Consider the following 24,550-nt stretch of genomic DNA (forward strand, 5'->3'; position numbering starts at 1 on the left):
ACGACAGCTTCGGAGGCTGAGACCGGCACGACAACACCCAACCCGGATACGCAGACGCCAACAACGGACGGCTCCGGCCCCGGCTTCAGTCTCGCCGCCGTTGTCGTCTCGCTGTCGCTGTTGCTTGGCTGGCTCGGCTATCGACGGGAAGGAGAGCAGTGAGTCGCGACCGTCGTCGCGGCTACAGATACTCCGTCGTTTCCACTTCATTCTGCCCAGCGGAACCCTCCGCCCCGAACGCGGGTGTTACGATAGCCGGTTCTTGTGGAAAGCATTCCTACGGGAAAATACTAGACGGCCGTGCCGATAGGGCGAACAGACTCCCTACCCGCAACAGCAACGATACGTAATCAGTGCAGAGTTTACAATACACCAGGGTAGCATCGGAATTGTCCTGCAAGCGTGACGCTGTCGCTCCTCCATCACATTCTACATGACGAAAATCTGGTATGGACTCGCCGGGATTTGAACCCGGGGCCTCTACCGCCTCGGCGTGCGCCTCGGCGGAACCGCATACGGAAGGCCGGACGGAGCCACTGTCCGGAGCCTAACGCGGTGTCCGTCCCGTCTGGTTGGTGGTCACTCGAAACGACCAACCATGACGAAACTCGATTCACTCCGACCGGAGAAAGCCGTAGAAATGTATCTCACCAGCCGCGAGGACGAGGTGACCAAGAAGTCGCTACAGAACATTAACTCCGACCTCAAGATATTCAAGAAGTGGTGTGACGCCCGCGAAGTAACCGACATGAACGACGTTGACGGGCGGGCATTAGCCGACTTCCGAACGTGGCGGGCCGAGCAGGTGAAGCTAATCACGCTGAAGCACAATCTGTGGACCATCAAGAAGTACATCCGCTTCTGTGAGCAGGTTGACGCCGTTCAAGAAGGGACCAGCGAGAAAGTGGTCATCCCCGAGACGTCCGACGCTGACGAAGTAAACGACTCGTTCATACAGGCCGGGGAAGCTGAGGATATTCTTGAGTATCTTGAAAAGTACGAGTACGCATCACTCCGGCACGCCGTGTTCTACACTTTATGGCACACGGGGATACGGAGTAGTTCACTTCTCGCTCTCGACCTGAAAGACTTCCATCCCGAGGAGAACAAACTGTGTATCCGACACCGCCCAACTACCGGAACCGCACTCAAGAACAAGGACCGCGGCGAGCGTAACGTATCAACAACCCCTGCCTACGACCATAGGGGCCGAAAGCCCAGCAGTGGTGCAGGAAGCAGGGACGACCTCTCAAACGAGTCTTTAGGCTCCTTGATGATAGGTTTATCCCTCTTTCTGCCTTCCGTCGAAGGTCGTAATTATCCTATATGGATCGGAAAGAGCGGATTCGACAAGTCGAAAAGTTCGTAAAAAGCCAATCGGAAAAAGTGTCCGTGAAGGACATCGCTGAGGCACTGGACCTCAGCAAGAACTACAGCCGAAGACTGGCCAAAGACGCCAAGGAAGAAGGCCTTATTAAAGGGCAGAAATCCAAACCCGTCATCGGTTACATCTTCGAGCGGAAAGGACGTACCCGTACGGACGGAGGCGACCGGAACGGTGAAATTGAGGTCCTCACAACCCGAGAAGCTCTCCTATGGGCCGTCCGAGAGTACGCACCCGAACGCCACGGCGAAGCAGGTGGGAAGCCCCTGCCAGAGCTGAGAAAGTTCGTCAGGAACGAAGTAGCCGACGGCACCGTACCCGTGGCCCACGCTTGGCGGTTCAGCTAAGACCCAGAACGGTCTCTGACAACTTCGATATTTTTGAATTGACTGCTATGCAGCATCTTCCATGCTATCAGGTTCCAATACTGGTATGATCCAAAGGATTCCAACAGAGGATATGACTAATTTATAGTTGCTGATGGCCATGGCCAGCTTGCTGTGATACGTAGTTGAAGATCTACTGTGAACGTCGGGAACGCACCGTCCGCCGCCACCACTGCCGCTACCGCCTCCGCGACCGCCACTGTGAACCGCGCTCTTATCCGCTACTGTGAACGTCTACGTATTCACTCTCTCTGTTCCCTCATTAGAGTAGAATGATATAGGGTATATATAGGGGGGGTCACCCCTGATACTTTTGCTTTGCCTGAGCAATCTTATTGTAGATGCTGATTAGATCTTTCTGCCGGTATCCTTCACACTCTGCGATTCTCTCAAATTCGGGGTCCATATCCTTGACTGATGGGTGACATTTTCTGGTGTTATCTTCCGCCCTGTGGATTATGACCGCACACGTACAGTATGCAACGATACCAGCGTTCACCCCGAACTTCCCCGGATTAAGACTGAGAAACAGGCTCGCCGCTTCCTGTTGGTAACGTGGATTCAAATCAAGTTGATTGATGAGGGACCAAATCAGGTGTTCATTCAGAAGGTACGTATTGTATCCTTGATTAACCCAATCTCCGTTTCTAAGTCCACTGTTATGTTCTGAAAGCCATTTGAACCGCTCCCACCTGTCCGAACCCGCTTGACAATCCAAATCATACCTGATGACTGTTTCATTCTGTGTGTCAACATCTGTTATATCGGATTCTGGCATTGGTTGAGTTTCACCGATGTACTTCCAACGGTTCTCATTGAAATTAGACCAATCAACAAAAGACTGCGATTCCGGGGCATAGCCGTCGCTCTGGGTTGTTGCACTCATGATTAGATTCGTTCAGCTCCCCATCTGGACAGGATTCTCTACGTGGATTTTTCTCAACGAGAAGTGTTCTATTGTCGCATCGCACGGAGGGACTATCCAGCGGAGAACTTACTCACGAGAGTAGACGTGCCTCAATCGGAAATAATTGCCGGTTCAAAGCCCATACGCGAAGCGGTTTTCACGAGAAATTTTTTGACGGGGTAACGTTTGTGCGCGCACTGGTCGGAAGTTTGGTGTTCCAACCGGTATCCGCCCTTCCCGATGTTCACAGCACACGCGGAGCAGGACTTACCACCCAAACAACTAAATCATTACTCACGGACTGTAATTGTAGCCATCACCAGACGGTGACGGGGTCGCTACCCCGACGGGTGCAATTGCATCCGGCAGAAGTTACCGCAGATACGCCGTTACTGGCACTGTGGTACTTAAACAAACGTAAAAAACCGGACGCCGTATGCGGATTGCGGTTACGGCGTCAGCCGTATGGACTCGCCGGGATTTGAACCCGGGGCCTCTTCCTTGCGAAGGAAGCGATCTGCCACTGATCTACGAGCCCGCGTGGTCTGCCACTCGAACGCGGAGTTATAAAAACCCTGCGCGTGAGAGCGGCCTTCGATAGCGATTCACACTGTCCCGGCCAGCGGTTCGGACGGGTGGCACACCGACGCTGTCGCGAAGCGACAGCCCTCGGGGATCAGTCCTCGAGGACGATCTCGATGGAGACGTCGTTGGGAACCTGGATGCGCATCAGCTGGCGCAGTGCCCGTTCGTCGGCGTCGATATCGATGAGCCGCTTGTGGACGCGCATCTCCCAGTGTTCCCACGTCGCAGTCCCCTCACCGTCAGGGGACTTACGGCTGGGAACCTCCAGCGTCTTGGTTGGGAGCGGAACCGGACCGGAGAGTTCGACGCCGGTCTTGTTCGCGATCTCTCGCACGTCCGCGCAGATGTCGTCGAGGTCCTCGGGGCTTGTGCCCGCGAGCCGAACGCGTGCCTGCTGGGACATACGTTATCGCTCGTTGACGCCGAGGACTTTGCCGGCGGCGATGGTCTGACCCATGTCGCGGATAGCGAACGAGCCGAGCTCCGGAATCTCGGAGGACGGCTCGATGCTGAGTGGCTTCTGTGGGCGGACCGTCACGACGGCAGCGTCCCCGTTCTGGATGAAGTCAGGGTTCTCCTCGGCGACCTCGCCGGAGGACGGGTCGATCTTCTTGTCGATGGACTCGACGGTACAGGCGACCTGTGCCGTGTGAGCGTGGAAGACCGGCGTGTAACCCTCGGTGATGACGGACGGGTGCTGCATCACGACAATCTGGGCCTGGAAGGTCTCGGCGACCGATGGCGGGTCGTCGGCCGGACCACAGACGTCACCGCGTCGGATGTCGTCCTTGCCGACGCCACGGACGTTGAACCCGACGTTGTCACCGGGCTCGGCTTTCGGGACTTCCTCGTGGTGCATCTCGACAGTCTTCACTTCACCGGAGACGTCAGACGGCTGGAAGCTGACGTTGTCGCCGGTGTTCAGGATACCCGTTTCGACACGGCCAACCGGGACCGTCCCGATACCAGAGATGGTGTAGACGTCCTGAATCGGCAGTCGGAGCGGCGCGTCCGTCGGCGGCTCCGGAGCCGGCAGGTTGTTGAGTGCTTCCAGCAGGATTTCGCCGTCGTACCAGTCCGTGTTCTCGGACTCCTCGGCGACGTTGTCGCCTTCGAACGCCGAGAGCGGAATGAACTTGGCGTTGTCAGGGTCGAAGCGGACCTGAGTGAGGAGGTCCTTGACCTCCTCGACGACCTGCTTGTACTCGGACTCGCCGTAGTCGACGAGGTCCATCTTGTTGACACCGACGACGAGCTCGCCGATGCCCAGGGTGCGGGCCAGGAACACGTGCTCCTGAGTCTGCGGCTGAACGCCGTCGTCGGCGGCGACGACCAAGACGGCGTTGTCGGCCTGGGACGCGCCGGTAATCATGTTCTTCACGAAGTCGCGGTGACCAGGACAGTCCACGATGGTGAAATCGTAGGTGTCGGTGCTGAACTCCTGGTGGGCGATGTCGATGGTGACACCACGCTCACGCTCTTCGGCGAGGTTGTCCATGACGTAGGCGAACTCGAAGCCGCCCTTGCCCTTCTCCTCGGCTTCTTCCTTGTGCTGTTCGATGACGTGCTCTGGTACCGATCCTGTCTCGTACAGGAGTCGGCCGACGAGCGTGCTCTTCCCGTGGTCGACGTGGCCGATAATGGCCAGGTTCTGGTGTTGTTCGTCGCTCATTGTTATCTCTCACGCGCAGAGGCGCTGTATCGGGTTTATTAGCTGGTGGTTCATAAAACGATTTCGAAAGCGTGTAAGCGTCAGGCCGTCGCTTTCTTGCGATTCGGCACGCCATGGCATGGTAGTGTGGCACCCGGAGCGTGTGTTTCGACAACTGACCGGTAGCGCCAGTGTCAGCCGTGTCCAGAGACTCTCAGGTACAGACATCGGACTGGTGAGCCAGTCGTTCGACGGTAGCAAAAGAGATGGCGGCCGCTTAAATCGATTCTTCGAGCGAGTGCGCCATGTCGGCGAAGACCGGAGCCTCGAACAGGTCACCGGAGAAGGCTTTGTACGCCATGAACACGAGGCCGACGAAGATGGCGAGGTTAAATACCATCATGAACGGCGCGACCAGCAGAGACACGAACCCTGGCATCATGCCGAAGACGAAGTTGAGGGCAAAACGGAACAGGTACAGTCCGAGGGTGTAGGCAACACTCTGTGCTGCGTTGTACCTGACGAACTCGTTGTCGTCCTCGGTGAGGAGAAAGATGATACCGAACGGCAGGAGGTAGGCGACTGCCGCAGCGATGGTTGCCGAGAGACCGAACACGACATCGTCGGCCTCCGCACCCACATTCGTTACCGTCGCTTGACTTGTCATATAGTTCAATATAATAGAGTGTGCAATAATACTGTCTATCCTCGTAAATAAGGCTGATTCAAAGGCGTTTCTGGTGGATAACGCCGCTAAAAACGGAACTGTTCGGCTCGGCGCTACAGTCGGCCGATATCGGCGAGCACCGCGCTCGCCGTCTCCGGGCCGCCGGCACCACGACCGGAGATGTTGAGCTGGCCGGCGTGTTCGGTCTCTAGCTGCGCAATGTTCCGGGTCCCGGAGACAGCGAGCGGCGCGTTGTCCGGCACGAGTCGCGGGCCGACACGGACGGAGCCCTCGACGACCTCGGCGATGAGCCGGACCGTTCGGCCGTCCGCCCGCGCGAGTTCGAGCGCGCTACCGGATATCTCCTGAATCCCTGTCACTTCAGCGTCGTCAAGCGTGTACTCCGTCTCGTCATCGGACAGGACGTTCGCGATGATGACGCCTTTCAGCGCCGCGTCGGTGCCGTCCACGTCGAAGGTCGGGTCAGCCTCAGCGACGCCGAGGTCCTGCGCTTCCGCGAGGACGTGCTCGTAATCGAGGCCCTCAGTCGCCATCCGTGAGAGGATAAAGTTCGCCGTGCCGTTGAGTACCCCACGGACGGCGGTGATATGGCTCGGGTCGAAGTCGTCGATGGTCGAGAGGATCGGCATCGCACCACCGACAGTCGCCTCGAACAGCACGGACCCCTCGCTTTCGCGCTCCAGCGCGCGAACGTCTGCGTACCGCTCGGCGACCGGGCCTTTGTTCGCCAGCACGGCGTGTCGGTCCCGTTCGAGCGCGGCCCGGATATGTCCGAAGCCGGGCTCGGCGTCGCCGAGCGTCGTCGGCGTTGCCTCGACAAGCACGTCGTACTCGGCCGAGAGCGCGTCCTCGGGTGCGTCGCTCCCGACGATGCCGTCGGTTCGCTTCCGGTCAAGAACCGCAGCGGTGTCGATACCGGCGCTATCGATGACGGCGCTACTGGAGTCAGCAAATGCAGTAACTGAATGGCCGTGGTCGCTCGCCAGTTCAACGACTGAGGAGCCGACGGCACCAGCTCCGATGACGGCGAGTTTCATGCTTCACCTCCCGCAGCGAGTGGCTCGATGACGTGGAGTCCCTTCTCGTCAGCAACGGTACGAATGGCGGACATCGTCTCGTCGACTGCCCCTTCCTCTGTCGCCAGGCGAATGCGTGCGCTGGAGGCATCGTCGGTGCCCTCCGGGGCCGACAGCGAGAGGTCGGTCACGGTCGCGTCCGTCGATTCGTGAATCCGCGAGAGTGTATCGGAGAGGTCAGTGTTGACGAGGTGGCCGGTGAGGATGATCGTCAGCGCCTCGCTGTACTGCTCGGCTCCGGCCTGAATGACGTTGATACCTGCGTCCCGGAGTGCGTCGACGATCCCGTCGAACCGCTCGGGGGTCGCCTCCAAGTCGACCTCCACGGGGATGTGCCCCCGCGGGGTCACGTTCCCCCGCTCGTGGAAGATAGAGAGGAGGTTCCCGCCGTTCGTGGCGATGGGCTCGAGCGCCCGCAGCAGTTCGCCCGGTTCGTCGACCAGTTCCAGCCGAACTGTGTAGGACCGTACCTCGTCGGTCGAGTCGCTCATCGCCCGCTCACCTCCTGAGTATCTCGGCTCATTGTGGATGACTCAGCAGGGGCACGTATAAGAAACCGTTCGTTTGGTCTCAGGGCAGAAACCGGTCATACAGGTCATCGATCCACTCGTTGTACGCCTCGCCGCGAGGCGACCCCCAGGGGTTACGTGAGAAGTAGTACATCGCCGCGAACATCCCCGCAAGCGTCAGCGCCAGCCCCGTCGGCAGAACGAAACTCCAGATGAACGTCGACGTGCCGGCGATGACAGCAGCCACGAGAAGGTCCACAATCTGATGCAGGCGGTCGCTCATACCGCTCTGTTCAACGCCGGTGGACCTAAACGTGGGGCAAACCACGCTCGTGCCGGATACAGACAGGTGAACGCTACGTTTTTTTGGCTCAGGGCAGAGGGAGTTGTATGTGTACGCCCTCCAAGCTACATCAGTGTCGACAGGCGCAGCGTTGCTCGTCTTCGGACTGTTCGCTGTCGTCGGAGCAGGCATCGGCGGGATCGGAAGCACGGTCGTACAGCACCTCTCGAACCCCGTGGTCAGATACCGGCAGTTGTTGCTCGGCATCGTTCTCCCGTTCACGCTGCTGTCGTACGTCGTCTTTCTGTTACTTGGACTCGGCCACTTAATTGCCGGCGGACAGACCGGAGTCGTCGGAGCGGTGCTAGCGACGTTCGCCGAACTGCTCGCAGCTGGTCTCGTCGGGCTGGCCGCCTACGCGCCAGCTGTCCCGGGCATCCGCAGCGTTCGGGACATCAAACTATCGACCAGTCAGGCGGTCATCCGGATGGGTCGGTACATCCTCGGAATCACCGTGCTGGTGACTGTCGTCGTCGCACCGCTTGAGGCCGGACTGTCGTCAGTCGCGCTGTTGGCACTTCTTGCCGCTTTCGGTATCGGTGTACAGGTCATTGCCCCGTGGTTTATCCCACTAGTGCGGTCGGTAGATACGCCGGACGACCAGACGACGGAAACACTGAACCGACTCCAGGAGCGCGCAGGACTGACCGTCCGCGACGTTCGGGTGCTTGACACCGAACAGGAAGGAACCGCGAACGTGATTGTCCGCGGAGCCCCGGGCTACCGTCGCCTGTTCGTGACGAACACGTTCCTCGACGTGTTTGACGACGAGATGGCAACGGCCCTGCTCGCAGTTCAGGCTGGCCGTCAGGAGGCCCGCGTGCGTGCTCGACTTATCGGTGGCCTGCTCATCGCGCTGGTCCCGGTGTTCGCGGCACTGGCTGACATCGGCCCGCTGTGGCCCCTTGTCGGCGCGAGTCTCGGACTGCTCGTCGTCACCCTGTGGGTCACTCGCCGCGGCGTCCGGGCAGCCGACGACTACGCGGCCGAGGGCGTTGGCCCGGATACCGTCGCGGACGCCCTCGAACGGTACGCCGACGTCCACGACATGGAGCCGCCCCGACGACGACTCGCGAACCCGTTCTCGAAATCGCCACCGCTGGGGAACCGAATCGACCGGTTACGGGAACAAGCGGGAGAATGAGAGCAGTCCTGTAGCGGGGGAGAGACAAGAGAAAGCGGGCAGACAGCATACCGCGCGCCGGCGGCGCGCGGTTTCACTCCGAGCGCGCTCGCAGAGCGCGACTCGGAGGTCGTTTTTAGCGTAGATTTTTACGAGGAGTGGTTCCCGCAGCGCCGCCGTCGGCGGCGCGAGGAAACCCGACGAAGTAAAAAGGTACTTAGAAGTAGTCGATGGCCGGGTTCAGTTCCTGCTTCATCCCCTTGCGCTCGCGGATCTCGCTGATCTTGTCAGGCTGGAGGTTGTCGGCAAGGACCTGGAAGCCGGCGTTCTCGGTGTTCCAGGAGGCACGGCCCTCAGTGGCCGAGCGGATGTCTGAGGAGAAGCCAATCATCTCGTCAACCGGGGCGACGCCTTCGACGACCATCAGGTCGCCTTCCTGATACATGTCGTCGACGCGGCCACGGCGACCCTGAATCTCGCCGCTCGCAGCGCCCATGTGGTCGTTGGGCACGTCGATGCGGACCTGCTGAATCGGCTCCAGCAGCTTGATGCTGGCGTCAATGAGGGAGTTGTGCACAGCCTCGCGGACGGCCGGGATAACCTGGGCCGGACCGCGGTGGATAGCGTCCTCGTGGAGGCGGGCGTCGTGGAGACGGATGAGCGACCCCTGGACCGGCTCGGACGCGAGCGGACCGTCGTCGAGGGCCTCTTCGAGACCTTCGATGACGAGCTCCATCGTCTCGTTGAGGTGCTGGATACCCTTCGTCTCATCAAGCAGGATGTTGGTCCCGTGGATGTGCTCGATGTTCTGGGAGTCGTCCTTGTCCATACCGGCCTCCTGCAGCGCTTCACGGCGCTCCAGTTCCGGCATGTCCATCGACGCCTCGCCCATCTTGATCGTCTCGACGATGTCCTCGCCGAGCGGCTCGATGCTGATGTAGAAGCGGTTGTGGTTGTTTGGCGACCGACCTTCGACTTCGCGGCTGTCTTCCTGCGGGGCCTCGCGGTAGACAACAATCGGCTCACCGGTGTTGATCGGGATACCCTGGTTGCGCTCGATACGCTGACCGATGACTTCTAGGTGGAGTTCACCCTGCCCGGAGATGAGGTGCTCGCCGGTGTCCTCGTTAATTTCGACCTGAATGGTCGGGTCTTCCTTGGCGACCTGCTGGAGCGTCTCGATGAGCTTCGGCAGGTCGTCCATGTTCTGTGCCTCGACGGACTTCGTGATGACCGGCTCCGAGATGTGCTCGATGGACTCGAACGGCGTCATCTCCTCGCTTGAGACGGTGGAGCCAGCGATGGCGTCCTTGAGGCCCGTGACGGCGGCGATATTTCCGGCGGGGACGCGGTCGACTTCCTCGCGCTCGCCACCCATGTAGATGCCGACGCTCTGGATGCGGTTCTTGCCCGCAGTCCCGGAGACGTACAGCTCTTGCCCCTTCTCCAGCGTGCCGGAGAAGACACGCCCGGCGGCGATTTCGCCGGCGTGAGGGTCGACACCGATGTCAGTAACCATCAGGACGACTTCGCCGTCCTCGTTGACCAGCCGCATGTCGTCAGCGAGCTGGGATTCGGCGTCACCACGCCAGATACGCGGAACGCGCATCGGCTGGGCGTCGACAGGGTTGGGGAAGTGCTCACACACCATGTCGAGCACCACGTCGGACAGCGGCGTGCGCTCGTGGAGTTCCTGGCGGTTGTCCGCACGTTCGAGCTCCATGATTTCGCCGAAGTCCATGCCGGTCCGCTGCATCGACGGCATCGAGACACCCCACTTGTACAGCGCGGAGCCGAAGCCGACGGTCCCTTCCTCGACGGAGACCGTCCAGTCCTCGATGTCGTCCATCTCCTCGGTCATGCCGCGGATGAGGTCGTTGACGTCCTGGATGACCGCGAGCAGGCGCTTCTGCATCTCTTCAGGGCCTTCCTGAAGTTCGGAGATGAGGCGGTCGACCTTGTTGATGAACAGCGTCGGCTTGACGCCCTCGCGGAGCGCCTGCCGGAGCACCGTCTCGGTTTGGGGCATCGCGCCCTCGACGGCGTCGACGACCACCAGCGCGCCGTCGACGGCACGCATCGCGCGGGTCACGTCGCCACCGAAGTCGACGTGGCCAGGGGTGTCGATAAGGTTGATGAGGTGGTTCTGGTCCTCGTACTCGTGGGTCATCGAAACGTTAGCCGCGTCGATGGTGATCCCACGTTCCTGTTCGTCTTCCTCGGTGTCCATCGCCAGCTGTTCGCCGGCAGTGTCGTCGGAAATCATGCCGGCACCGGCCAGCAGATTGTCTGTCAGTGTCGTCTTTCCGTGATCGACGTGAGCAGCGATGGCGATGTTCCGGATGTGCTCCGGATCGTCCATCAGTGTCTCACATTCTTGGACGATTTTCTTACGTCGGCCCATTATACAGCTTTCTATCAACAGCAGGGTCAAAAGGATAGTGTTTCACTACGGCCGTGACCGCTCGAAATTCGGCCGTTCGCGTGGCATGGTCTGGCATTCCGGCCCGTCGGTAGCCAGAGAGGTATGCGCAGCGATTATAATTATTTGCAGGCAGATGAGTAATGATTGCAAAGGTATTAGCGCCAGCCAGCAGACGGGAGCGTATGACTCGACGTCCACACCTCGACACAATCGCAGTCGATACTGAGACGACGTCAGCAGCAGGGGATGTCACGCTCCCGATACATCTCTCCTCGACCTACGAACTGGCCGGGCTCGACACGGACCTGTCTCTAGAAGACATCAACCCCGGGGACGGGGAGTTTCTCTACTCGCGGCTGTCGAACCCGACACGACACGGCCTCGAACAGGAGTTAGCCGCGCTCGAAGGCGGCGAGCGGGCCTATGCGTTCAGTTCGGGGACGGCAGCCGTTGCAACAGCGGTGCTCTCACTGGTCGAGCCGGGCGACCATGTCGTTGCGTTTGATGACCTGTACGCGGGCACGCGCCGGATGTTCGAAACGCTGTTCCGGGACCAGCTTGGTGTCGACGTGGAGTTCGTCGATGCGACTGATGCCGACGCTGTAGCGGCCGCGATGACGCCGGCAACAGAGCTAGTCTGGGTCGAGACACCAACGAACCCACGCATCAAACTGTGTGATATCGATGCGATTGCGGCCGTCGCCGCCGACTACGACGCGACGGTCGGGGTCGACAACACCTTCGCGAGTCCGTACTTCCAACAGCCGCTGTCGCTCGGTGCGGACCTGGTGGTCCACAGCACAACGAAGTACCTCAACGGCCACAGCGATGCTGTTGGCGGCGCATTGATTACCGACGACCCCGAGGTCGCCGAGCGGGTAGAGTTCCGCCAGCAAATCGCCCTCGGGAATATGCTCGCCCCGTTCGACAGCTATCTCATCTCGCGGGGCATCAAAACGCTGGGCGTTCGGATGACTCGCCACGAGAACAACGCCATGGCCCTTGCGCAGTACCTCGACGACCACGAGCACGTCGAAACGGTCCACTACCCAGGGTTAGAGAGCCACCCGCAGCACGACCTCGCTCGCGAGCAGATGCAGGGCTTTGGCGGCGTGCTCTCGTTCGAACTGGCCGGAGACATGGCCGACGCAAAACAATTTCTCGAAGCTCTAGAGACGGTGACGCTGGCAGTCAGCCTTGGCGGCGTCGAAAGTCTGGCGGAGCTTCCGGCGGCGATGACGCACGAACCGCTCTCACCGGCGGCGCGGGACGAACTCGGCATCTCTGATACGCTCATCCGCCTTTCAGTCGGTATCGAGGATGTCGAGGACCTCCGGGCGGATCTGGAGCGCGGTTTCGCGGCGCTTGAGTCCTGAGCGCTGCGTGCGAACGCTGCCCCCACCCGTGGATTAATAGCTCTGTAGCCCATGAGAAAGTGACACATGGACGTGCACGTGCAGGGTGGGCCGGCCGAACCGTTTCTCGGAGCGAGGGACCTCTTCTCGACGGAACACGACCTGAAACGACCAGTGACAGTCCGGGTCCGGGAAGACCCTGATGAACGTACCCGCGTCAGCCACAGCGACGACGCCCACCGGCTGACAATCTCCCGTCAGGCCGCGACGAGCGCGATGGCCCGCGAGCTGGCGTTACACGAGTACGCACACATGCACCACCACGAATGCGGGCATCCATCGCACACACAGTCGACGCGAGAAGCCATCTACCTCGCTCTGGCGGGGCGTTCGGTCGAACAGCGAAAGCTCACGCACTGTTACCAGATCGCCAACCACATGAAAGACGTCTACGCCGACGATATCTGGATGCCAGTGGTGCCCGGCGACAAACTGGTGCCGTTTCTGGAAGCCAGCCTCGCGGCTGCCGTCGCGGACCGGCCCGGCGACCCACCGACGTGGGACCGCTCGACATCGTCAACCCGGGTGCGACAGCCAAGCGAACCGGCCGCGCGGCTGACGCCCGCTGCAGACCCGGATATCACGGCCGTCAACGCAGCGTTCGCCCTTGCGCTGTGTGAACGCCACGACCTGGTCGAGACAGACCACCGGCTGTACGACCTCGCCCATGCCGCGGCCCAGGACGCCGAATCAGTCGATCTGACGGAGTTCAAGCGCCACTTCGCAGCACTCTCGCCCGAGCCAGATGAGTCCGAGTTCCGGAAGGCGCTCGTCGACGTGACTCGCGCATACGCTGGCGGCGGCAGCCGCGCAGCAGACTGAAGCCGAATATTCCTGTCCTATCGGGTCGCTGACGGTCCGTTGTTGTCACACACAGGTGACGCTCTCGTCATCATTGACTGCAGGCTTCGCTCACGCGCAAACGTAGAGTAACGGGCAGAACTGTTTTTGAGTAACGGGCAGAACTGTTTTTGCGTGGACTTGTGAACTAGTTGACTATGACCGAGGCGCTTCGTGGTCGGCATCTCGGCGGGGGAACCGATGTTGTCGGCGACCGAATTCGGGTACTACACATCGATGACGACCCCGACTTCGTGGCTGTCGCAGCGGATTCTCTAGAGGCCGCGGACGACCGAATCTCCGTTGAAACCGCGACTAGCGCACGAGACGGGCTCGACCGGCTCGCCCAGAACGGGTTCGATGCTGTCGTCTCCGACTACGATATGCCCAAGATGAACGGCGTCGAACTGCTCGATGCGATTCGGGAGACAAACCCGGATCTACCGTTCATTCTGTTCACCGGCAAAGGGAGCGAAGAGGTAGCCAGCGAAGCCATCTCGGTGGGCGTAACCGACTATTTGCAGAAGTCGTTCGGTGTCGAGGTGTACGAACTGCTGGCGAACCGCATCGAAAACGCGGTCTCCGAGTATCGCGCGAAGCAACAGGCCGCCAAGTCAGAGCGCCGCGTCCGCGAACTCACCGAAGCGACCAACGATATCCTCTGGGAGTTCACAGCCGACCTGAGCGAGGTTCTTGTCATCAACTCCGCCTACGAGGACATCTGGGGACGGTCAGTCGCCAAGCTCCGGGAGAACCCCCACGACTTCCTGAACGGTATCCATCCCGAGGACCGCGAACTGATGAAAGACACGATGCAGAGCCTCATGGACGGCGAGTCGGTTGACGTCGAGTGCCGTGTCAACGCAACAGAGGAGTATCAACGGTGGGTCTGGATACAGGGCGAGCCGATCACGAACGACGCCGGCGAGGTCGTTCGCGTGGCCGGGTTCGCCCGTGACATCACCGAGCGGCGGAACCGCGAGCGCGAACTCGAAGCCACCAAGAACCAGCTCACTGAGCACAACCAGACGCTCCGGAAGCTCTACGAGATCAGCGCCGACCCCGACGCCTCGTTTGAAGAGAAGATACAGGCGGTTTTGGACCTCGGTCGGGAGCGCCTTGGGACCGCTGGCGCGTTCCTGTCCGCGAACGATACTGACCGCGACGAGTTCACCGTCCGCTATGCGAGCGGGAGCGACGAACGGCTCAAGCCAGGAACCGTCACACCGCTGTCGGAGGCGTACTGCCGGAAGATGATTGACACAGGGAGCGTCATGGCAATCGCGGAAGCGTCCGAAGAGGGGTGGGCCTCGGACCCGGCATACGACCGCTGGGAATACGAGACGTACATCAGCGCCGAGGTCCGTGTCTGTGACGCGCATTCAGGGAGCCTCTGTTTCGTCGACCGGGAGGCCCGCAAGACCCCCTTCACCGAGGACGAGAAGACGTTCGTCCATCTCGCAGCGCAGTGGGTGAGCTACGAACTCGAACGCCAGCAGCGCGAGCAGCGCCTCGAACGATACAAGGAGTACACCGACGAGATGCTGGATGCCATCGACGACGTGTTCTACGTCCTCGACAGCGACGGCTGCTTCCGGCGCTGGAACGAGAGTCTGCTAAACGTGACCGGTTACTCAGCCGCGGAAGTAGCCGGGACTCACGGTGCCGAGTTCTTCCCAGAGGAGTATCGAGACCTCGTTTCGGCCGCTATCGAATCGGTGTTTGAGGGCGGGACCACCCGCGTGGAAGTGCCGTTTATAACGAAATCGGGGGACCAGATCCCGCACGAGTTCACGGCGACCCGTGTCGAGGACCCCGACGGGAATCCGATGCTCGCCGGCATCGGCCGAGACATCACTGAACGGCAGGCACGCGAACAGGAACTTACGCGGACGAAGGAACTTCTCGGCCAGGCTCAAAGAATCGCAAGCGTCGGCGGTTGGGAGGTAGACGTGACGAGCGACTCCCCCGAAATGACGGTAACAAGCGAGCTTTACCGGATACACGGGCTGACGCCGGACGACGAACTGAGCATCGACTCTATCATCGATCTGTACCACCCCGACGACAGGGAAACTGTCAGGACTGAGTTCCATCGGGCGATAGAAACGGCCGAGGGGTACGACATGGAGGTGCGTATCGGCGACGGCGACCACTACCGATGGGTTCGCGCGCTGTGTAAACCGGTCACCGAGAACGGCGACGTTGTCAAACTCCGGGGCTCTGTCCAGGACATCACCGACCGAAAGCTCCGGGAGCGCGAACTTGAGGGCGCGCGCGAACGAATGGAGATCGCGCTAGAGACGACCAAGACGGTCGTCTGGGACCGAGAGTTCGAGTCCGGCGACCTGGCGTACTACCCCGGGTCCGAGACGCTGTATGGCACTGACATCGAGTCGCTGGACGAGTTTTTACCGCTGGTCCATCCCGAGGATCAGGCGGAGGTGGCGACCCGCATCGAATCGGCGGCCGAGACCGGAATGTACGAAGCCGAGTTCCGGATCATCCGTGACGGCGAGGTTCGCTGGATGGAGGCGAAAGGGCGCGTCGAATCCGATAGCGACGGGACACCGGTTCGGGCACTCGGTATCGACCGTGACATCACCGAGCGCAAGCGCCGCGAACAGGAACTGGAGGAGACCAACGAGCGCCTCGAAGAGTTCACCAGCATCGTCAGCCACGACCTCAGGAACCCGCTATCTGTCGCCGAGGGACGCATCGAACTGGCCCAGCAGGAATACGACAGTGAGCACCTCGACAGCGCCAGCGACGCACTCGCGCGGATGCGGACGCTCATCGACGACCTGCTCGCGGCTGCACGCGACGAGCAGTCGGCGGTTGACACCGGCGTGGTGGCGCTCTCGGATGCGGCCGAGCAGTGCTGGCACAACGTCGAAACCAACGACGCCGAACTCACTGTCGAGACGGACGCCATCGTTCGTGCCGACAGGAGCCGATTAGAACAACTGCTCGAGAACCTGTTCAGCAACAGTGTGGAGCATGGCTCCACAAGCAGTCGGCCTGGGGCCGACGACAGCGTGGAACACGGCGGCAACGACGTGACCGTCACGCTCGGCGATCTTGACGACGGCTTCTACGTCGAGGACAACGGCGAGGGTATCGACGAGGAAGACCGGTCGCGCGCGTTCGAGACCGGATACTCGACGTCGGACGCCGGAACTGGATTCGGGCTCTGGATCGTCGCGGAGATCGCCGACGCCCACGACTGGACGGTGACCATCGACGAGAGTAGCGAGGGCGGCGCACGGTTCGAAATTACCGGTGTCGATATCGTCGAGTGAGAGAGTGTCGAACAGCTACATCGGAATGAGCGGCGACGCCGCCAGCGCGATGCCGACGGCGAGCACCGGGTAGTCGCGTCGGTCAAAGGCAAGCGGCGGAAGTGTCGGGTTCCACGCGAAACAGCGAGCCCGCAGGGCGACAGAGAGCCGGTCCGAGCGGTCGAGCGTCCGTTCTAGCGACCGGACGGCGAGCAGCCGAGCGCGGTCCCGTAGCGGGCGAGCCTCGCCACCACGGGCGTGGATCGCATCGCGCACCTCGCGAACGTCAGCGAGCACCAGCGGAAACAATCGGACGACGAGCGCCATCCCAATGCCGAGAATCTGGCCGGGTTTTCCGGGTATCAGACGCTGGACCGCCGCCCGCGTGTCCCGAACCGGCGTCGACGTGAGGTAGGCAGCGCTGACAAGCAACACCGGGAGGATGCGCCCGACGTGCAACGCCGAGCGCAGCGCCGGGTCGACTCGAAACCACGGTGGGCCAAGCGCTACGCCGGCGACGAACGGGGCCAGCGCCAGCACAGCAAGGACAACCCGATAGGAGCGCAGGACGGCCAGCGGCGAGAGTCGCGCCGCCACGAGCGTGCCCAGCGCAAACGCGGTCGTCCCGATAAGCCACAGGAGCGTGGGGTGTGCGACCGCGGCAATAGCGAGCCCGAACTGGACCAGCAGCTTCGACCGCGGGTCCAGCCGATGCGCGAACGTCGAACCGGGCCGGTAGCTCAACATCGCGGGTCTCGGATGCCGAGGTCCGGGAGGGCATCGAGCGCTTCGGCTGGCGACGCGTCGAGAACGACTTCCCCCGCGTGCAGCGCGACGAGACGGTCGGCCCGCTCGTGGAGGCCCCGGAGGTCGTGGGTGACGACGATGACGCCCGTGCCATCAGCGACCAGCGCATCGAGGTGGTCGAGTACTGACTTCCGTGCCGGCCAGTCGAGCCCGACGAGCGGTTCATCGAGCACGAGGTAGTCCGGCTCCATGGCGAGTGCCCCGGCAATGGCGACGCGGGCCTGCTCGCCGCCGGAGAGGGCGTCAATACGGCTCTCGGCGGCATCACCGAGGTCGACAGCGTCAAGCGCCGTTTCGACTCGGCGGTCGATCTCTGCCCTGTCGAGCCCAAGATTCTCCGGGCCGAAGGCCACGTCAGCCGCCACGGTCGCAGCAACGAACTGGTCGCGTGGGTGCTGGAACACCATCCCGATACGTGTCCGGGCGACGACGGGGTCGTCCGTCACGTCCGTCCCGTCGACGGTGACCGTTCCGGCGTCGGGGGTCAGCAGGGCGTTGAGATGCCGGACGAGCGTCGTCTTGCCGCTCCCGTTCGGGCCGACGAGCAGACAGTACTGGCCATCAGGTATCGACAGCGTGACCCCGTCAAGAACATCGACATCGCCGTACCGATAGCGCAGGTCGCTGACCTCGATCATCGACCGGCGAGATACCCACCCTGCACGATGGCGATCGCGATACCGAGCTTCAGGAGGTCAAGCGGAATGTACGGAGCCATGACGGCCGCGGCGCGAGCGAGCGGCAGTCCGGTGACCACTGCCAGCCACGGGATGCCGATAGCGTACACGACGGCGATTGCTGCGGCGAACGCGACGACCTGCACCGGAACAGAGAGGTCAGCGACCGGTTTCGGCGCTAGGCTCCGGTGTGCGATAGCGCCAGCGACGACCGCACCGACGAGGAAGCCGACGAGGAAGCCACCGGTCCCCTGCCCGGCGATGACGTAGCCCAGGCCCGCGTTCGCGTTCGAGAACACCGGCGCGCCGGCGATACCGACAAGGACGTACAACAGCAGGGCAACGCCGCCCCACAGCGGCCCCAGTAGCAGGCCGGCGAAGAACATCCCGAAGGGCTGCAGCGAGAACGGCGGCAGCGTCCCCGGGAGCGGGATAGATATCTGTGCGAGCGCCGCGGTCAGCGCCGCGAGCAGCACCGCCTTCGTGAACAAGCCCACAGTGTCGTCATCAACAAGGTCGACGGATTGCTCTGTTGCCATGGGTCTCCCTCTCTCGTCAACCGAAATATAGCCAGTGGTTCACGGAGCGCGTTTCCGCTGGGCGCGCGCGTCGCTCACTCGGCCGGGGAGACGCGGGCGAGCACGTCGTCGTGCTCCCGCGGGAAGCCGTCGCCAGCCCGCCCGTCGCGGTTCGACGTAACGAGATACAGCCCGCCGTCTGGCCCCTGCTCAACGTGGCGAATCCGACCGATTTCGTTGGCCAGCAGGGAGTGGGTCGTCGCGGTGTAGGCGTCGTCGGTCCAGTCCGCGTCATACACCTCGGCGTCGGCACCCGGTGGCAGGTCCGCACCGGCCGGTGTTAGCGTCGTCACGAGGAGTGTCTGCCCATTCAGGCCGCCGGTGAGCAGTCGGTTCCGGAGCGAGGGCACGGCATCGCCAGTGTAAAACAGCGAGCCAGAGGGTGCCCACCCACCAGTGTTGCCCGTGTTGGCGAGCGGCCGGCGGACCTCGGGGTCAGCATCGAGGTACTCCGCGTGCTTGCGAGTGTCGGGCCAGCCGTAGTAGCCCCCAGCTTCGAGGCGGTTGAGTTCGTCCCGCCCGGTCGGGCCGTGCTCGGAGGCGACGAGCGTTCCGTCGGGGAGCCAGGCCAGTCCCTGTGGGTTCCGGTGGCCGTAGGTGAACACCCGCGGGTCCCCGCCCAGATCCGGGTTCCCGGGAGCGGGGTCCCCCGCAGGCGTCACGCGGAGGACCTTCCCGCCGAGCGAGTCGGTGTCGGCAGACAGTTCGCCGTCGCCCGCGTCCCCCGTCGTAATCCAGAGGTAGTTCTCGGGGCCGAACGTGAGCCGCCCGCCGTTGTGTATCTTGCTCCCGGGAATGTTGTCGACGAGGACGGACTCCGTGGCAGCCGGGTCCTCGGCCGACACGTCCATTGCGACGACCCGATTGACCCGCTCGTCGTCGTCAGTCATCGTCGTGTAGTAGACGTACACCACCGGCGGATCGGGATACGTTGGATGTGCGGCAACGCCGAGCGTGCCGCCCTCACCGCCGGTGACCCACCAGCCGTCGTCGCTCGACTCCGCGTCGATGACTGCCGCCGGTTCGGTGACTGTTCGGACGCTGCCGTCCACAAACGAGAGAACGCGACCGACCCGCTCAGTGAGAAATAGCGTGCCGTCAGCGGCAAATGAGAGGTCCCACGGGATCTCCAGATCCTCGATGAGTGGTTCGGTGGCGAGCGGCGTGTCCGTTGGCGACGTGGTCGGGGCCGTCCAGTCGGTGTCGGATAACTGGCTACGCTCGTGGCTAAGGGATACGTCGTAGCGATCTAGCGCCCGAGTCGGGCCTGCCGCTGTTGTGGTTGTTGGCGTCGGATCCGGGGGCTCCGTCTGTGTCCCGGACTCACCGCGACAACCGGCCAGTGCGGTCGCCCCGATACCGCCAAGCGCGGCAAGATACTGGCGGCGGGAGCGGGCGTCACGGCAGGGGTTTCGCATAGATTTCTCTGCCGAGTATGGAAGAATAAAGATGTCGGAGACGGCCGAGTTAGCGAGCGGCAGCCGCGACGCGTTCTTTCTCTTCTTTCTGGTTGACCGCGTAGGTCTGGACGTCGTCGTTGGCAGCACCGATGAGCTGCTGTGCGAGCGCCTCGGCGGCGGTCGTGGTGGTCTTGAACGAGCCACCGTAGACGCCCTCAGCGAGGAACTTCAGGGCCTGGTCAACGCGGCGCTGTGGCGCGACGTCGACGGCCTTCGGGACCGAGATACCACCGTATTTCAGGCGGACGGTCTCCTCTCGGGGGGCGCTGTTCTCGACAGCACTGACGAGCACCTGAATCGGGTTCTCGTCGGTGCGCTCGTGAACGAGTTCGAACGCCTCAGTGACGATGGAGGTCGCAAGCTGTTTCTTGCCCGTGTTTTCGTCAGTCTGCATCAGGCGGTTGATCAGCCGCTCGACGATGCTGATCTCGCTTTTCTTGAACTGCTTGTCCGCGTGGCGCCCCATTGTGTGGGCGATCGGCGTGACAGTGATGTAGCGCTCGGTCGAGGGGTCGGAGTACTCGATGTCCGTGATCTCCCACTCGCCGAACAGCTTCGCACGGGCCGTCTCCGGCTCGCTTTCCTCAGCCGCGTCAGCGTCAGCCTCGGGTGTGTCTTCGGCACTCATGGTTATCGGACCGGTTTCTCCGCGTTCCCGCGAACGAGTTCGATGAGAGAGACACCGTTGACCTTCTCGACCTTGTAGTTGACACCGGAGAGGTCGCCCATCGCGCGGCCCTTCGCCCCGCCGATACCTGCGATCGTGACCTCGTCGTGCTCGTCAATGAAAGAGATAGCGCCGTCACCGGGACAGAACGCGGTGACCTGCTTACCGTTCTTGATGAGCTGGACGCGGACACACTTCCGGATAGCGGAGTTAGGCTGCTTGGCCTCGATTCCGACTTTCTCCAGTACAATACCTCGTCCCTGGGGCGCACCCTCAAGCGGGTCGGACTTCTTGCCCAGGCCGCGTTCGCGACGCGCGTAGTCAGTGTCGGACCACCGGTGCTTCTGGCGGTCCTTCTTGAGCTTGCGCGCGGCGTACTTGCCGTTCGCCATAGTAGGCACTGGTACCTTTCGGAGGTACTTAAGACTCCTCTTTCGGACTCAGCCGGTAGCGCCGGCGTGCGTGGTGTTCTGTGCCATAGACAGGTGAAAAGTGCGGCAGATAACGTGAGGGGAGTGCCACGACAACGGGAAAGAAGCGGTCAGCACGGTGTTTCAGTCGAATGTGAGGCGCAACGCGGCACTTCCACTGTTCGTCGGGAACCCACGCACCACGACTTCGACCGCACGCCGGAGTCGGCTGACACTATCGGCGGTGACTGGTTCGATGGATGTGTCAGCCTGAATTGACAAGCCCATTCGCAGCCGTACAGCCGACAGTCTGTGTCTCAGAAGCCACAGGTCCCGGTGCCACAACCCGTTAACAGGGCGATAGCGCGCGTGCACGGAATCAGGTGTGATAACTGGGCAGATGGTTTCTAGTAGCGGCACTTGAGTTATTCAGACAGACCTGCCGTAGTAGCTATGAAACTTGAACAACGTCTCCCAGATGTCGTCCGGCAAACGTATCTCCGGAAGTTGGCGCTTATCATTCTCTGTATCGCCCTGCTCGTTGCGGGTGTGAGCGTCACCGCGGAGCGGACGGTTGCAGACGAACTGACAGAACAGCGCGAGAACGAACTGCAGACCGGGGCCGTCCAGACAGCCACGACAACGGCAGACTGGGTTCGGAGCCAGCGAAACGCCGCACGAACCCTCTCGACGCTGTCCGACGTCCAGGATGGAAGCCCGACGATGATCCGTGGCGCGTTACAGCGGCAAGCGTTCTACCAGCCGGAGTCGGTGTACGCCATCCACTACGTCAATGAAGAGACTCTAGAAATCAAGGAGTCGTCGCTGAGCGACCGACGCGAGACATCGCTCCGGACGGACGACTTCGAGTGGGAGGGCGGGGTCCTCTCGGTCACCGGCTCGAACTCGGTCGATATGTCGACAGTGTACACCTACGACGGAGGGAAATACATCGCCTTCGCGAGCCCGGTCGCTCGAAGCAACAAACTCGTCGTCGTGGTCCACAACGTGACCGCGCGGACGGCCCAGTTCCGCAACTCCATCGACGGCGGTGAAACGCGGATTGTCCGACAGGACGGGACGGTCCAGTTCGCCGAGGACGCCTCGACCATCGGCACGCAGTACAACGTCTCCGCCAACCTGAGCGCACTTACAACGGGAGACAGCGGCGTGGCCCGGAGCGGGCCGTACCTGGTCGCCGCGGAGTCTGTCGATGATACGCCGTGGATCGTCGTCAAGCAGGCCCCGAAATCGACCGCCTTCGCGCTCCGTGACAGCATTCAGGGGAGCTTCGTCGCCATCATCGGCATTTCGCTGGCCGGATTCGCACTTATTGGCGTTCTCGTCGGTCGTGGCATCATGCAGTCGCTCAGACGGCTCTCGACGCAGGCAGAAGCCCTTGCAGTAGGGAACTTCGACACTGATATCGAACAATCTGACCGCCTCGACGAGGTCGGCGACGTCCAGAACGCCTTCTACGAGATGAAGACCTATCTCGACACCGTCGCCGCACAGGCCGACGCACTCTCCAGACAGGCGTTCGACGACCCGGCGCTCGACAAGGACGTGCCCGGTCAACTCGGCGCGTCGCTATCGAGCATGCACGGGAACCTCGAATCGTTCATCAGCGACCTCGAACAGGCCCAGCAGGAGGCCGAAGAGTCCAAAGCAGAGGCAGAAGAGATAGCAGGAACGCTCGAACAGCAGGCCGAGGAGTTCTCGGCCGTCATGCGGCAGGCAGCCGACGGCGACCTCACCCAGCGACTTGACACCGACACGGACAACGACGCGATGGCCGACATCGCCGCTGCGTTCAACGATATGCTCGCCCAGCTCGGCCAGACGGTCATGCGAATCCGGGAGTTCGCCGACGACGTCGACGGCTCCGCCGACCAGATAACCGCAAGCGCTACTGAGGTCCGTGGCGCCAGCGAGGAGGTCAGTGAATCCGTCCAAGAGATCGCCGACGGCGCGGAAACGCAGTACGAGAACATCGAGGAGACAGTTGATGAGATGTCAGGCCTCTCCGCGACGGTCGAAGAGGTCGCAGCACAGGCCAACGAAGTCGCGACGACATCGAGCGAGGCGGCCGAGATCGGCGAAACCGGCAGCGAGCGCGCATCGGAGGCCATCGATGTGATGAACGACATCGAGACGCGAGCAGACGAAACAATCGACCGCGTCGAGTCCCTCGACGAGGAAATGGAGCAGATCGGCGACATCGTCGACCTCATCGACGACATCGCTGAACAGACCAATATGCTCGCTCTGAACGCCTCCATCGAGGCCGCGCGGGCCGGTGAAGCGGGTGAAGGGTTTGCCGTCGTCGCCGACGAGATCAAAGGCCTCGCACAGGAGACGACCGAAGCCACCGAGGAAGTCTCGACGGTTATCGAAGATGTGCAGGACACCACCGGTGACGCCGTGACCGACATCAGACAGATGGGCGACTCCGTCACGGACGGCATCGATACCGTCGACGACGCAATCGAATCGCTTGAGGCCATTGTCGACCGGGTCGAGGAAGTCAACGACGGCATTCAGTCCATCAGCGACGCTACCGACGAACAGGCCGCGACGACGGAGGAGGTGGTGGCGATGACCGACGAAGTCGGAACAATCAGCGAGGAAACCGCGTCCAGCGCCGAGAACGTCGCCGCCGCCGCGGAGGAACAGACCGCAACCATCAACGAGGTCACCAGCGGCATCGAATCCCTGTCGGATCAGGCTGGCGACCTCAGCGAACTCCTGCAGACGTTCGATGTCGATAGCGGAACCACACACAGCGATACCGACGTGTACGAGCACGACGCGTCGGACGTCTCAGTGGGCGACGACTGAACGGCGGTCGCTCTCCAGTCCGGTTTTGAAAAAGGCGAACTGAACAGGTCGCCCTGCTCAGGTCAGTTCGATGCCGTCGATTTCGAAGTGCCGCTTGGCCAGTTGCCGGGCGGCATCGATGTTACGCCCTTCACGGCCGATCGCGGCCCCGCGGTCCTCCTGTGCCACTTCGACGTAGGCAACGGTGTCGTCGTTCTCCGAGACGGTGACGTTGTACACCGCAGCCGGCGCGAGCGCGTTGGCCACGAAGTCCTCGGCCGTCTCGGCGGCTTCAACGAGTTTGACCTCGCGGCCAAGGCGTTCCTCGACGCGCTCGACCGTCTGGCCGCCCGGGCCGATGGCGTCGGCCATTTGCCCCCGTTTGACCAGATACACCACCTGGTCGTGGTCCTCATCGACGACGCAATCCCGGACGGTGACGGCTGCCTCGTCCTCGAAGAGGGCGACCAGTCGACGTGCTTCGTCCGAGAGTTCGACCCGCATCAGTCCTGAGTCGT

General features: G+C 61.9%; 22 protein-coding genes and 1 tRNA gene. 7 read left to right on the forward strand and 16 right to left on the reverse strand.

The window, feature by feature from the left end:
• Nucleotides 1–598 precede the first annotated feature (598 nt).
• Nucleotides 599–1,369 (forward strand): hypothetical protein, encoded by a 771-nt coding sequence (locus G9463_RS18845; RefSeq protein ID WP_165897532.1) that lies wholly within the window; start codon nucleotides 599–601, stop codon nucleotides 1,367–1,369.
• The gene (locus G9463_RS18850) at nucleotides 1,327–1,731 is read left to right on the forward strand and encodes a hypothetical protein (RefSeq protein ID WP_193569677.1); all 405 of its coding nucleotides are present in this window, start codon (nucleotides 1,327–1,329) and stop codon (nucleotides 1,729–1,731) included. The genes G9463_RS18845 and G9463_RS18850 overlap by 43 nt, the downstream gene beginning before the upstream one ends.
• 337 nt (nucleotides 1,732–2,068) lie before the next feature.
• Here G9463_RS18850 and G9463_RS18855 read toward each other — a convergent pair whose 3' ends face one another.
• The 8 genes from G9463_RS18855 to G9463_RS18890 all read right to left on the reverse strand — a co-directional run bounded on the left by G9463_RS18855 (nucleotide 2,069) and on the right by G9463_RS18890 (nucleotide 7,469).
• On the reverse strand, nucleotides 2,069–2,656 hold the full coding sequence (locus tag G9463_RS18855) for a hypothetical protein (protein WP_165897534.1): 588 nt from the start codon (nucleotides 2,654–2,656) through the stop codon (nucleotides 2,069–2,071).
• Between the two features lie 487 nt (nucleotides 2,657–3,143).
• Nucleotides 3,144–3,215: transfer RNA gene (locus tag G9463_RS18860), tRNA-Ala, on the reverse strand.
• Nucleotides 3,216–3,353: 138 nt separating this feature from the next.
• Complete coding sequence (gene rpsJ / locus G9463_RS18865; RefSeq protein WP_004590697.1) at nucleotides 3,354–3,665, reverse strand: 30S ribosomal protein S10; 312 nt, start codon at nucleotides 3,663–3,665, stop codon at nucleotides 3,354–3,356.
• Between the two features lie 3 nt (nucleotides 3,666–3,668).
• A complete protein-coding gene (tuf, locus tag G9463_RS18870) occupies nucleotides 3,669–4,934 on the reverse strand; it encodes a translation elongation factor EF-1 subunit alpha (protein WP_004959067.1) in 1,266 nt (421 codons plus the stop codon).
• A 256-nt stretch (nucleotides 4,935–5,190) separates the two neighbouring features.
• Complete coding sequence (locus tag G9463_RS18875; RefSeq protein WP_165897535.1) at nucleotides 5,191–5,580, reverse strand: DUF4870 domain-containing protein; 390 nt, start codon at nucleotides 5,578–5,580, stop codon at nucleotides 5,191–5,193.
• 113 nt (nucleotides 5,581–5,693) lie between these two features.
• Nucleotides 5,694–6,638, reverse strand: a complete 945-nt coding sequence (locus G9463_RS18880) for a homoserine dehydrogenase (protein ID WP_165897536.1) — start codon at nucleotides 6,636–6,638, stop codon at nucleotides 5,694–5,696.
• On the reverse strand, nucleotides 6,635–7,168 hold the full coding sequence (locus G9463_RS18885) for an amino acid-binding protein (protein WP_004959075.1): 534 nt from the start codon (nucleotides 7,166–7,168) through the stop codon (nucleotides 6,635–6,637). Before G9463_RS18885 ends, G9463_RS18880 begins: the two co-directional genes overlap by 4 nt.
• A gap of 79 nt (nucleotides 7,169–7,247) precedes the next feature.
• Nucleotides 7,248–7,469 (reverse strand): hypothetical protein, encoded by a 222-nt coding sequence (locus G9463_RS18890; RefSeq protein ID WP_004959077.1) that lies wholly within the window; start codon nucleotides 7,467–7,469, stop codon nucleotides 7,248–7,250.
• Nucleotides 7,470–7,620: 151 nt separating this feature from the next.
• On the opposite strand from G9463_RS18890, the gene G9463_RS18895 reads away from it, so the two are divergent.
• Entirely contained in the window at nucleotides 7,621–8,673 is a 1,053-nt protein-coding gene (locus tag G9463_RS18895; protein WP_165897540.1) for a peptidase, read from the forward strand.
• 196 nt (nucleotides 8,674–8,869) lie between these two features.
• On the opposite strand, the gene G9463_RS18900 is transcribed toward G9463_RS18895, so the two are convergent.
• Nucleotides 8,870–11,056, reverse strand: a complete 2,187-nt coding sequence (locus G9463_RS18900; protein ID WP_004959082.1) for an elongation factor EF-2 — start codon at nucleotides 11,054–11,056, stop codon at nucleotides 8,870–8,872.
• A 203-nt stretch (nucleotides 11,057–11,259) separates the two neighbouring features.
• On the opposite strand from G9463_RS18900, the gene G9463_RS18905 reads away from it, so the two are divergent.
• The 3 genes from G9463_RS18905 to G9463_RS18915 all read left to right on the forward strand — a co-directional run bounded on the left by G9463_RS18905 (nucleotide 11,260) and on the right by G9463_RS18915 (nucleotide 16,634).
• A complete protein-coding gene (locus G9463_RS18905) occupies nucleotides 11,260–12,453 on the forward strand; it encodes a PLP-dependent aspartate aminotransferase family protein (protein ID WP_004959083.1) in 1,194 nt (397 codons plus the stop codon).
• 66 nt (nucleotides 12,454–12,519) lie between these two features.
• Complete coding sequence (locus tag G9463_RS18910) at nucleotides 12,520–13,314, forward strand: DUF5781 family protein (protein ID WP_004959085.1); 795 nt, start codon at nucleotides 12,520–12,522, stop codon at nucleotides 13,312–13,314.
• A gap of 176 nt (nucleotides 13,315–13,490) precedes the next feature.
• Nucleotides 13,491–16,634, forward strand: a complete 3,144-nt coding sequence (locus G9463_RS18915; protein ID WP_165897537.1) for a PAS domain S-box protein — start codon at nucleotides 13,491–13,493, stop codon at nucleotides 16,632–16,634.
• 15 nt (nucleotides 16,635–16,649) lie between these two features.
• Here the strand turns inward: G9463_RS18915 and G9463_RS18920 are convergent, their stop codons facing one another.
• The 6 genes from G9463_RS18920 to G9463_RS18945 form a co-directional block, all read right to left on the reverse strand.
• Complete coding sequence (locus tag G9463_RS18920) at nucleotides 16,650–17,360, reverse strand: energy-coupling factor transporter transmembrane protein EcfT (protein WP_004959090.1); 711 nt, start codon at nucleotides 17,358–17,360, stop codon at nucleotides 16,650–16,652.
• On the reverse strand, nucleotides 17,354–18,058 hold the full coding sequence (locus tag G9463_RS18925) for an energy-coupling factor ABC transporter ATP-binding protein (RefSeq protein ID WP_004959092.1): 705 nt from the start codon (nucleotides 18,056–18,058) through the stop codon (nucleotides 17,354–17,356). The genes G9463_RS18920 and G9463_RS18925 overlap by 7 nt, the downstream gene beginning before the upstream one ends.
• Nucleotides 18,055–18,636 carry a biotin transporter BioY gene (locus tag G9463_RS18930; RefSeq protein ID WP_011224220.1) on the reverse strand — a complete coding sequence of 194 codons (582 nt, stop codon included), beginning with the start codon at nucleotides 18,634–18,636 and terminating at the stop codon, nucleotides 18,055–18,057. Before G9463_RS18930 ends, G9463_RS18925 begins: the two co-directional genes overlap by 4 nt.
• A 74-nt stretch (nucleotides 18,637–18,710) precedes the next feature.
• Nucleotides 18,711–20,093 (reverse strand): PQQ-dependent sugar dehydrogenase, encoded by a 1,383-nt coding sequence (locus G9463_RS18935; protein ID WP_165897538.1) that lies wholly within the window; start codon nucleotides 20,091–20,093, stop codon nucleotides 18,711–18,713.
• 49 nt (nucleotides 20,094–20,142) lie between these two features.
• The gene (locus tag G9463_RS18940; protein ID WP_004959098.1) at nucleotides 20,143–20,763 is read right to left on the reverse strand and encodes a 30S ribosomal protein S7; all 621 of its coding nucleotides are present in this window, start codon (nucleotides 20,761–20,763) and stop codon (nucleotides 20,143–20,145) included.
• A gap of 2 nt (nucleotides 20,764–20,765) precedes the next feature.
• On the reverse strand, nucleotides 20,766–21,194 hold the full coding sequence (locus tag G9463_RS18945; RefSeq protein WP_004515440.1) for a 30S ribosomal protein S12: 429 nt from the start codon (nucleotides 21,192–21,194) through the stop codon (nucleotides 20,766–20,768).
• A 471-nt stretch (nucleotides 21,195–21,665) separates the two neighbouring features.
• On the opposite strand from G9463_RS18945, the gene G9463_RS18950 reads away from it, so the two are divergent.
• Nucleotides 21,666–24,053, forward strand: coding sequence for a methyl-accepting chemotaxis protein (locus tag G9463_RS18950; RefSeq protein ID WP_165897539.1), 2,388 nt, complete (start codon nucleotides 21,666–21,668; stop codon nucleotides 24,051–24,053).
• A 57-nt stretch (nucleotides 24,054–24,110) separates the two neighbouring features.
• On the opposite strand, the gene G9463_RS18955 is transcribed toward G9463_RS18950, so the two are convergent.
• Complete coding sequence (locus G9463_RS18955) at nucleotides 24,111–24,536, reverse strand: NusA-like transcription termination signal-binding factor (protein ID WP_004959102.1); 426 nt, start codon at nucleotides 24,534–24,536, stop codon at nucleotides 24,111–24,113.
• Nucleotides 24,537–24,550 lie beyond the last annotated feature (14 nt).

This window comes from Haloarcula sp. JP-Z28 (genome assembly GCF_011440255.1).
GTDB lineage: Archaea > Halobacteriota > Halobacteria > Halobacteriales > Haloarculaceae > Haloarcula > Haloarcula marismortui.

Bases quoted from the DNA above. Each gene is read 5' to 3' on its own strand.
- G9463_RS18955 (WP_004959102.1), bottom strand. From the start codon at position 24,536: ATGCGGGTCGAACTCTCGGACGAAGCACGTCGACTGGTCGCCCTCTTC.
- G9463_RS18850 (WP_193569677.1), top strand. From the start codon at position 1,327: ATGGATCGGAAAGAGCGGATTCGACAAGTCGAAAAGTTCGTAAAAAGC.
- G9463_RS18905 (WP_004959083.1), top strand. From the start codon at position 11,260: ATGACTCGACGTCCACACCTCGACACAATCGCAGTCGATACTGAGACG.
- G9463_RS18910 (WP_004959085.1), top strand. From the start codon at position 12,520: ATGGACGTGCACGTGCAGGGTGGGCCGGCCGAACCGTTTCTCGGAGCG.
- G9463_RS18920 (WP_004959090.1), bottom strand. From the start codon at position 17,360: ATGTTGAGCTACCGGCCCGGTTCGACGTTCGCGCATCGGCTGGACCCG.
- G9463_RS18950 (WP_165897539.1), top strand. From the start codon at position 21,666: ATGAAACTTGAACAACGTCTCCCAGATGTCGTCCGGCAAACGTATCTC.
- G9463_RS18880 (WP_165897536.1), bottom strand. From the start codon at position 6,638: ATGAAACTCGCCGTCATCGGAGCTGGTGCCGTCGGCTCCTCAGTCGTT.
- tuf (WP_004959067.1), bottom strand. From the start codon at position 4,934: ATGAGCGACGAACAACACCAGAACCTGGCCATTATCGGCCACGTCGAC.
- G9463_RS18875 (WP_165897535.1), bottom strand. From the start codon at position 5,580: ATGACAAGTCAAGCGACGGTAACGAATGTGGGTGCGGAGGCCGACGAT.
- G9463_RS18945 (WP_004515440.1), bottom strand. From the start codon at position 21,194: ATGGCGAACGGCAAGTACGCCGCGCGCAAGCTCAAGAAGGACCGCCAG.
- G9463_RS18885 (WP_004959075.1), bottom strand. From the start codon at position 7,168: ATGAGCGACTCGACCGACGAGGTACGGTCCTACACAGTTCGGCTGGAA.
- G9463_RS18845 (WP_165897532.1), top strand. From the start codon at position 599: ATGACGAAACTCGATTCACTCCGACCGGAGAAAGCCGTAGAAATGTAT.
- G9463_RS18900 (WP_004959082.1), bottom strand. From the start codon at position 11,056: ATGGGCCGACGTAAGAAAATCGTCCAAGAATGTGAGACACTGATGGAC.
- G9463_RS18925 (WP_004959092.1), bottom strand. From the start codon at position 18,058: ATGATCGAGGTCAGCGACCTGCGCTATCGGTACGGCGATGTCGATGTT.
- G9463_RS18940 (WP_004959098.1), bottom strand. From the start codon at position 20,763: ATGAGTGCCGAAGACACACCCGAGGCTGACGCTGACGCGGCTGAGGAA.
- G9463_RS18930 (WP_011224220.1), bottom strand. From the start codon at position 18,636: ATGGCAACAGAGCAATCCGTCGACCTTGTTGATGACGACACTGTGGGC.
- rpsJ (WP_004590697.1), bottom strand. From the start codon at position 3,665: ATGTCCCAGCAGGCACGCGTTCGGCTCGCGGGCACAAGCCCCGAGGAC.
- G9463_RS18855 (WP_165897534.1), bottom strand. From the start codon at position 2,656: ATGAGTGCAACAACCCAGAGCGACGGCTATGCCCCGGAATCGCAGTCT.
- G9463_RS18915 (WP_165897537.1), top strand. From the start codon at position 13,491: ATGACCGAGGCGCTTCGTGGTCGGCATCTCGGCGGGGGAACCGATGTT.
- G9463_RS18890 (WP_004959077.1), bottom strand. From the start codon at position 7,469: ATGAGCGACCGCCTGCATCAGATTGTGGACCTTCTCGTGGCTGCTGTC.
- G9463_RS18935 (WP_165897538.1), bottom strand. From the start codon at position 20,093: ATGCGAAACCCCTGCCGTGACGCCCGCTCCCGCCGCCAGTATCTTGCC.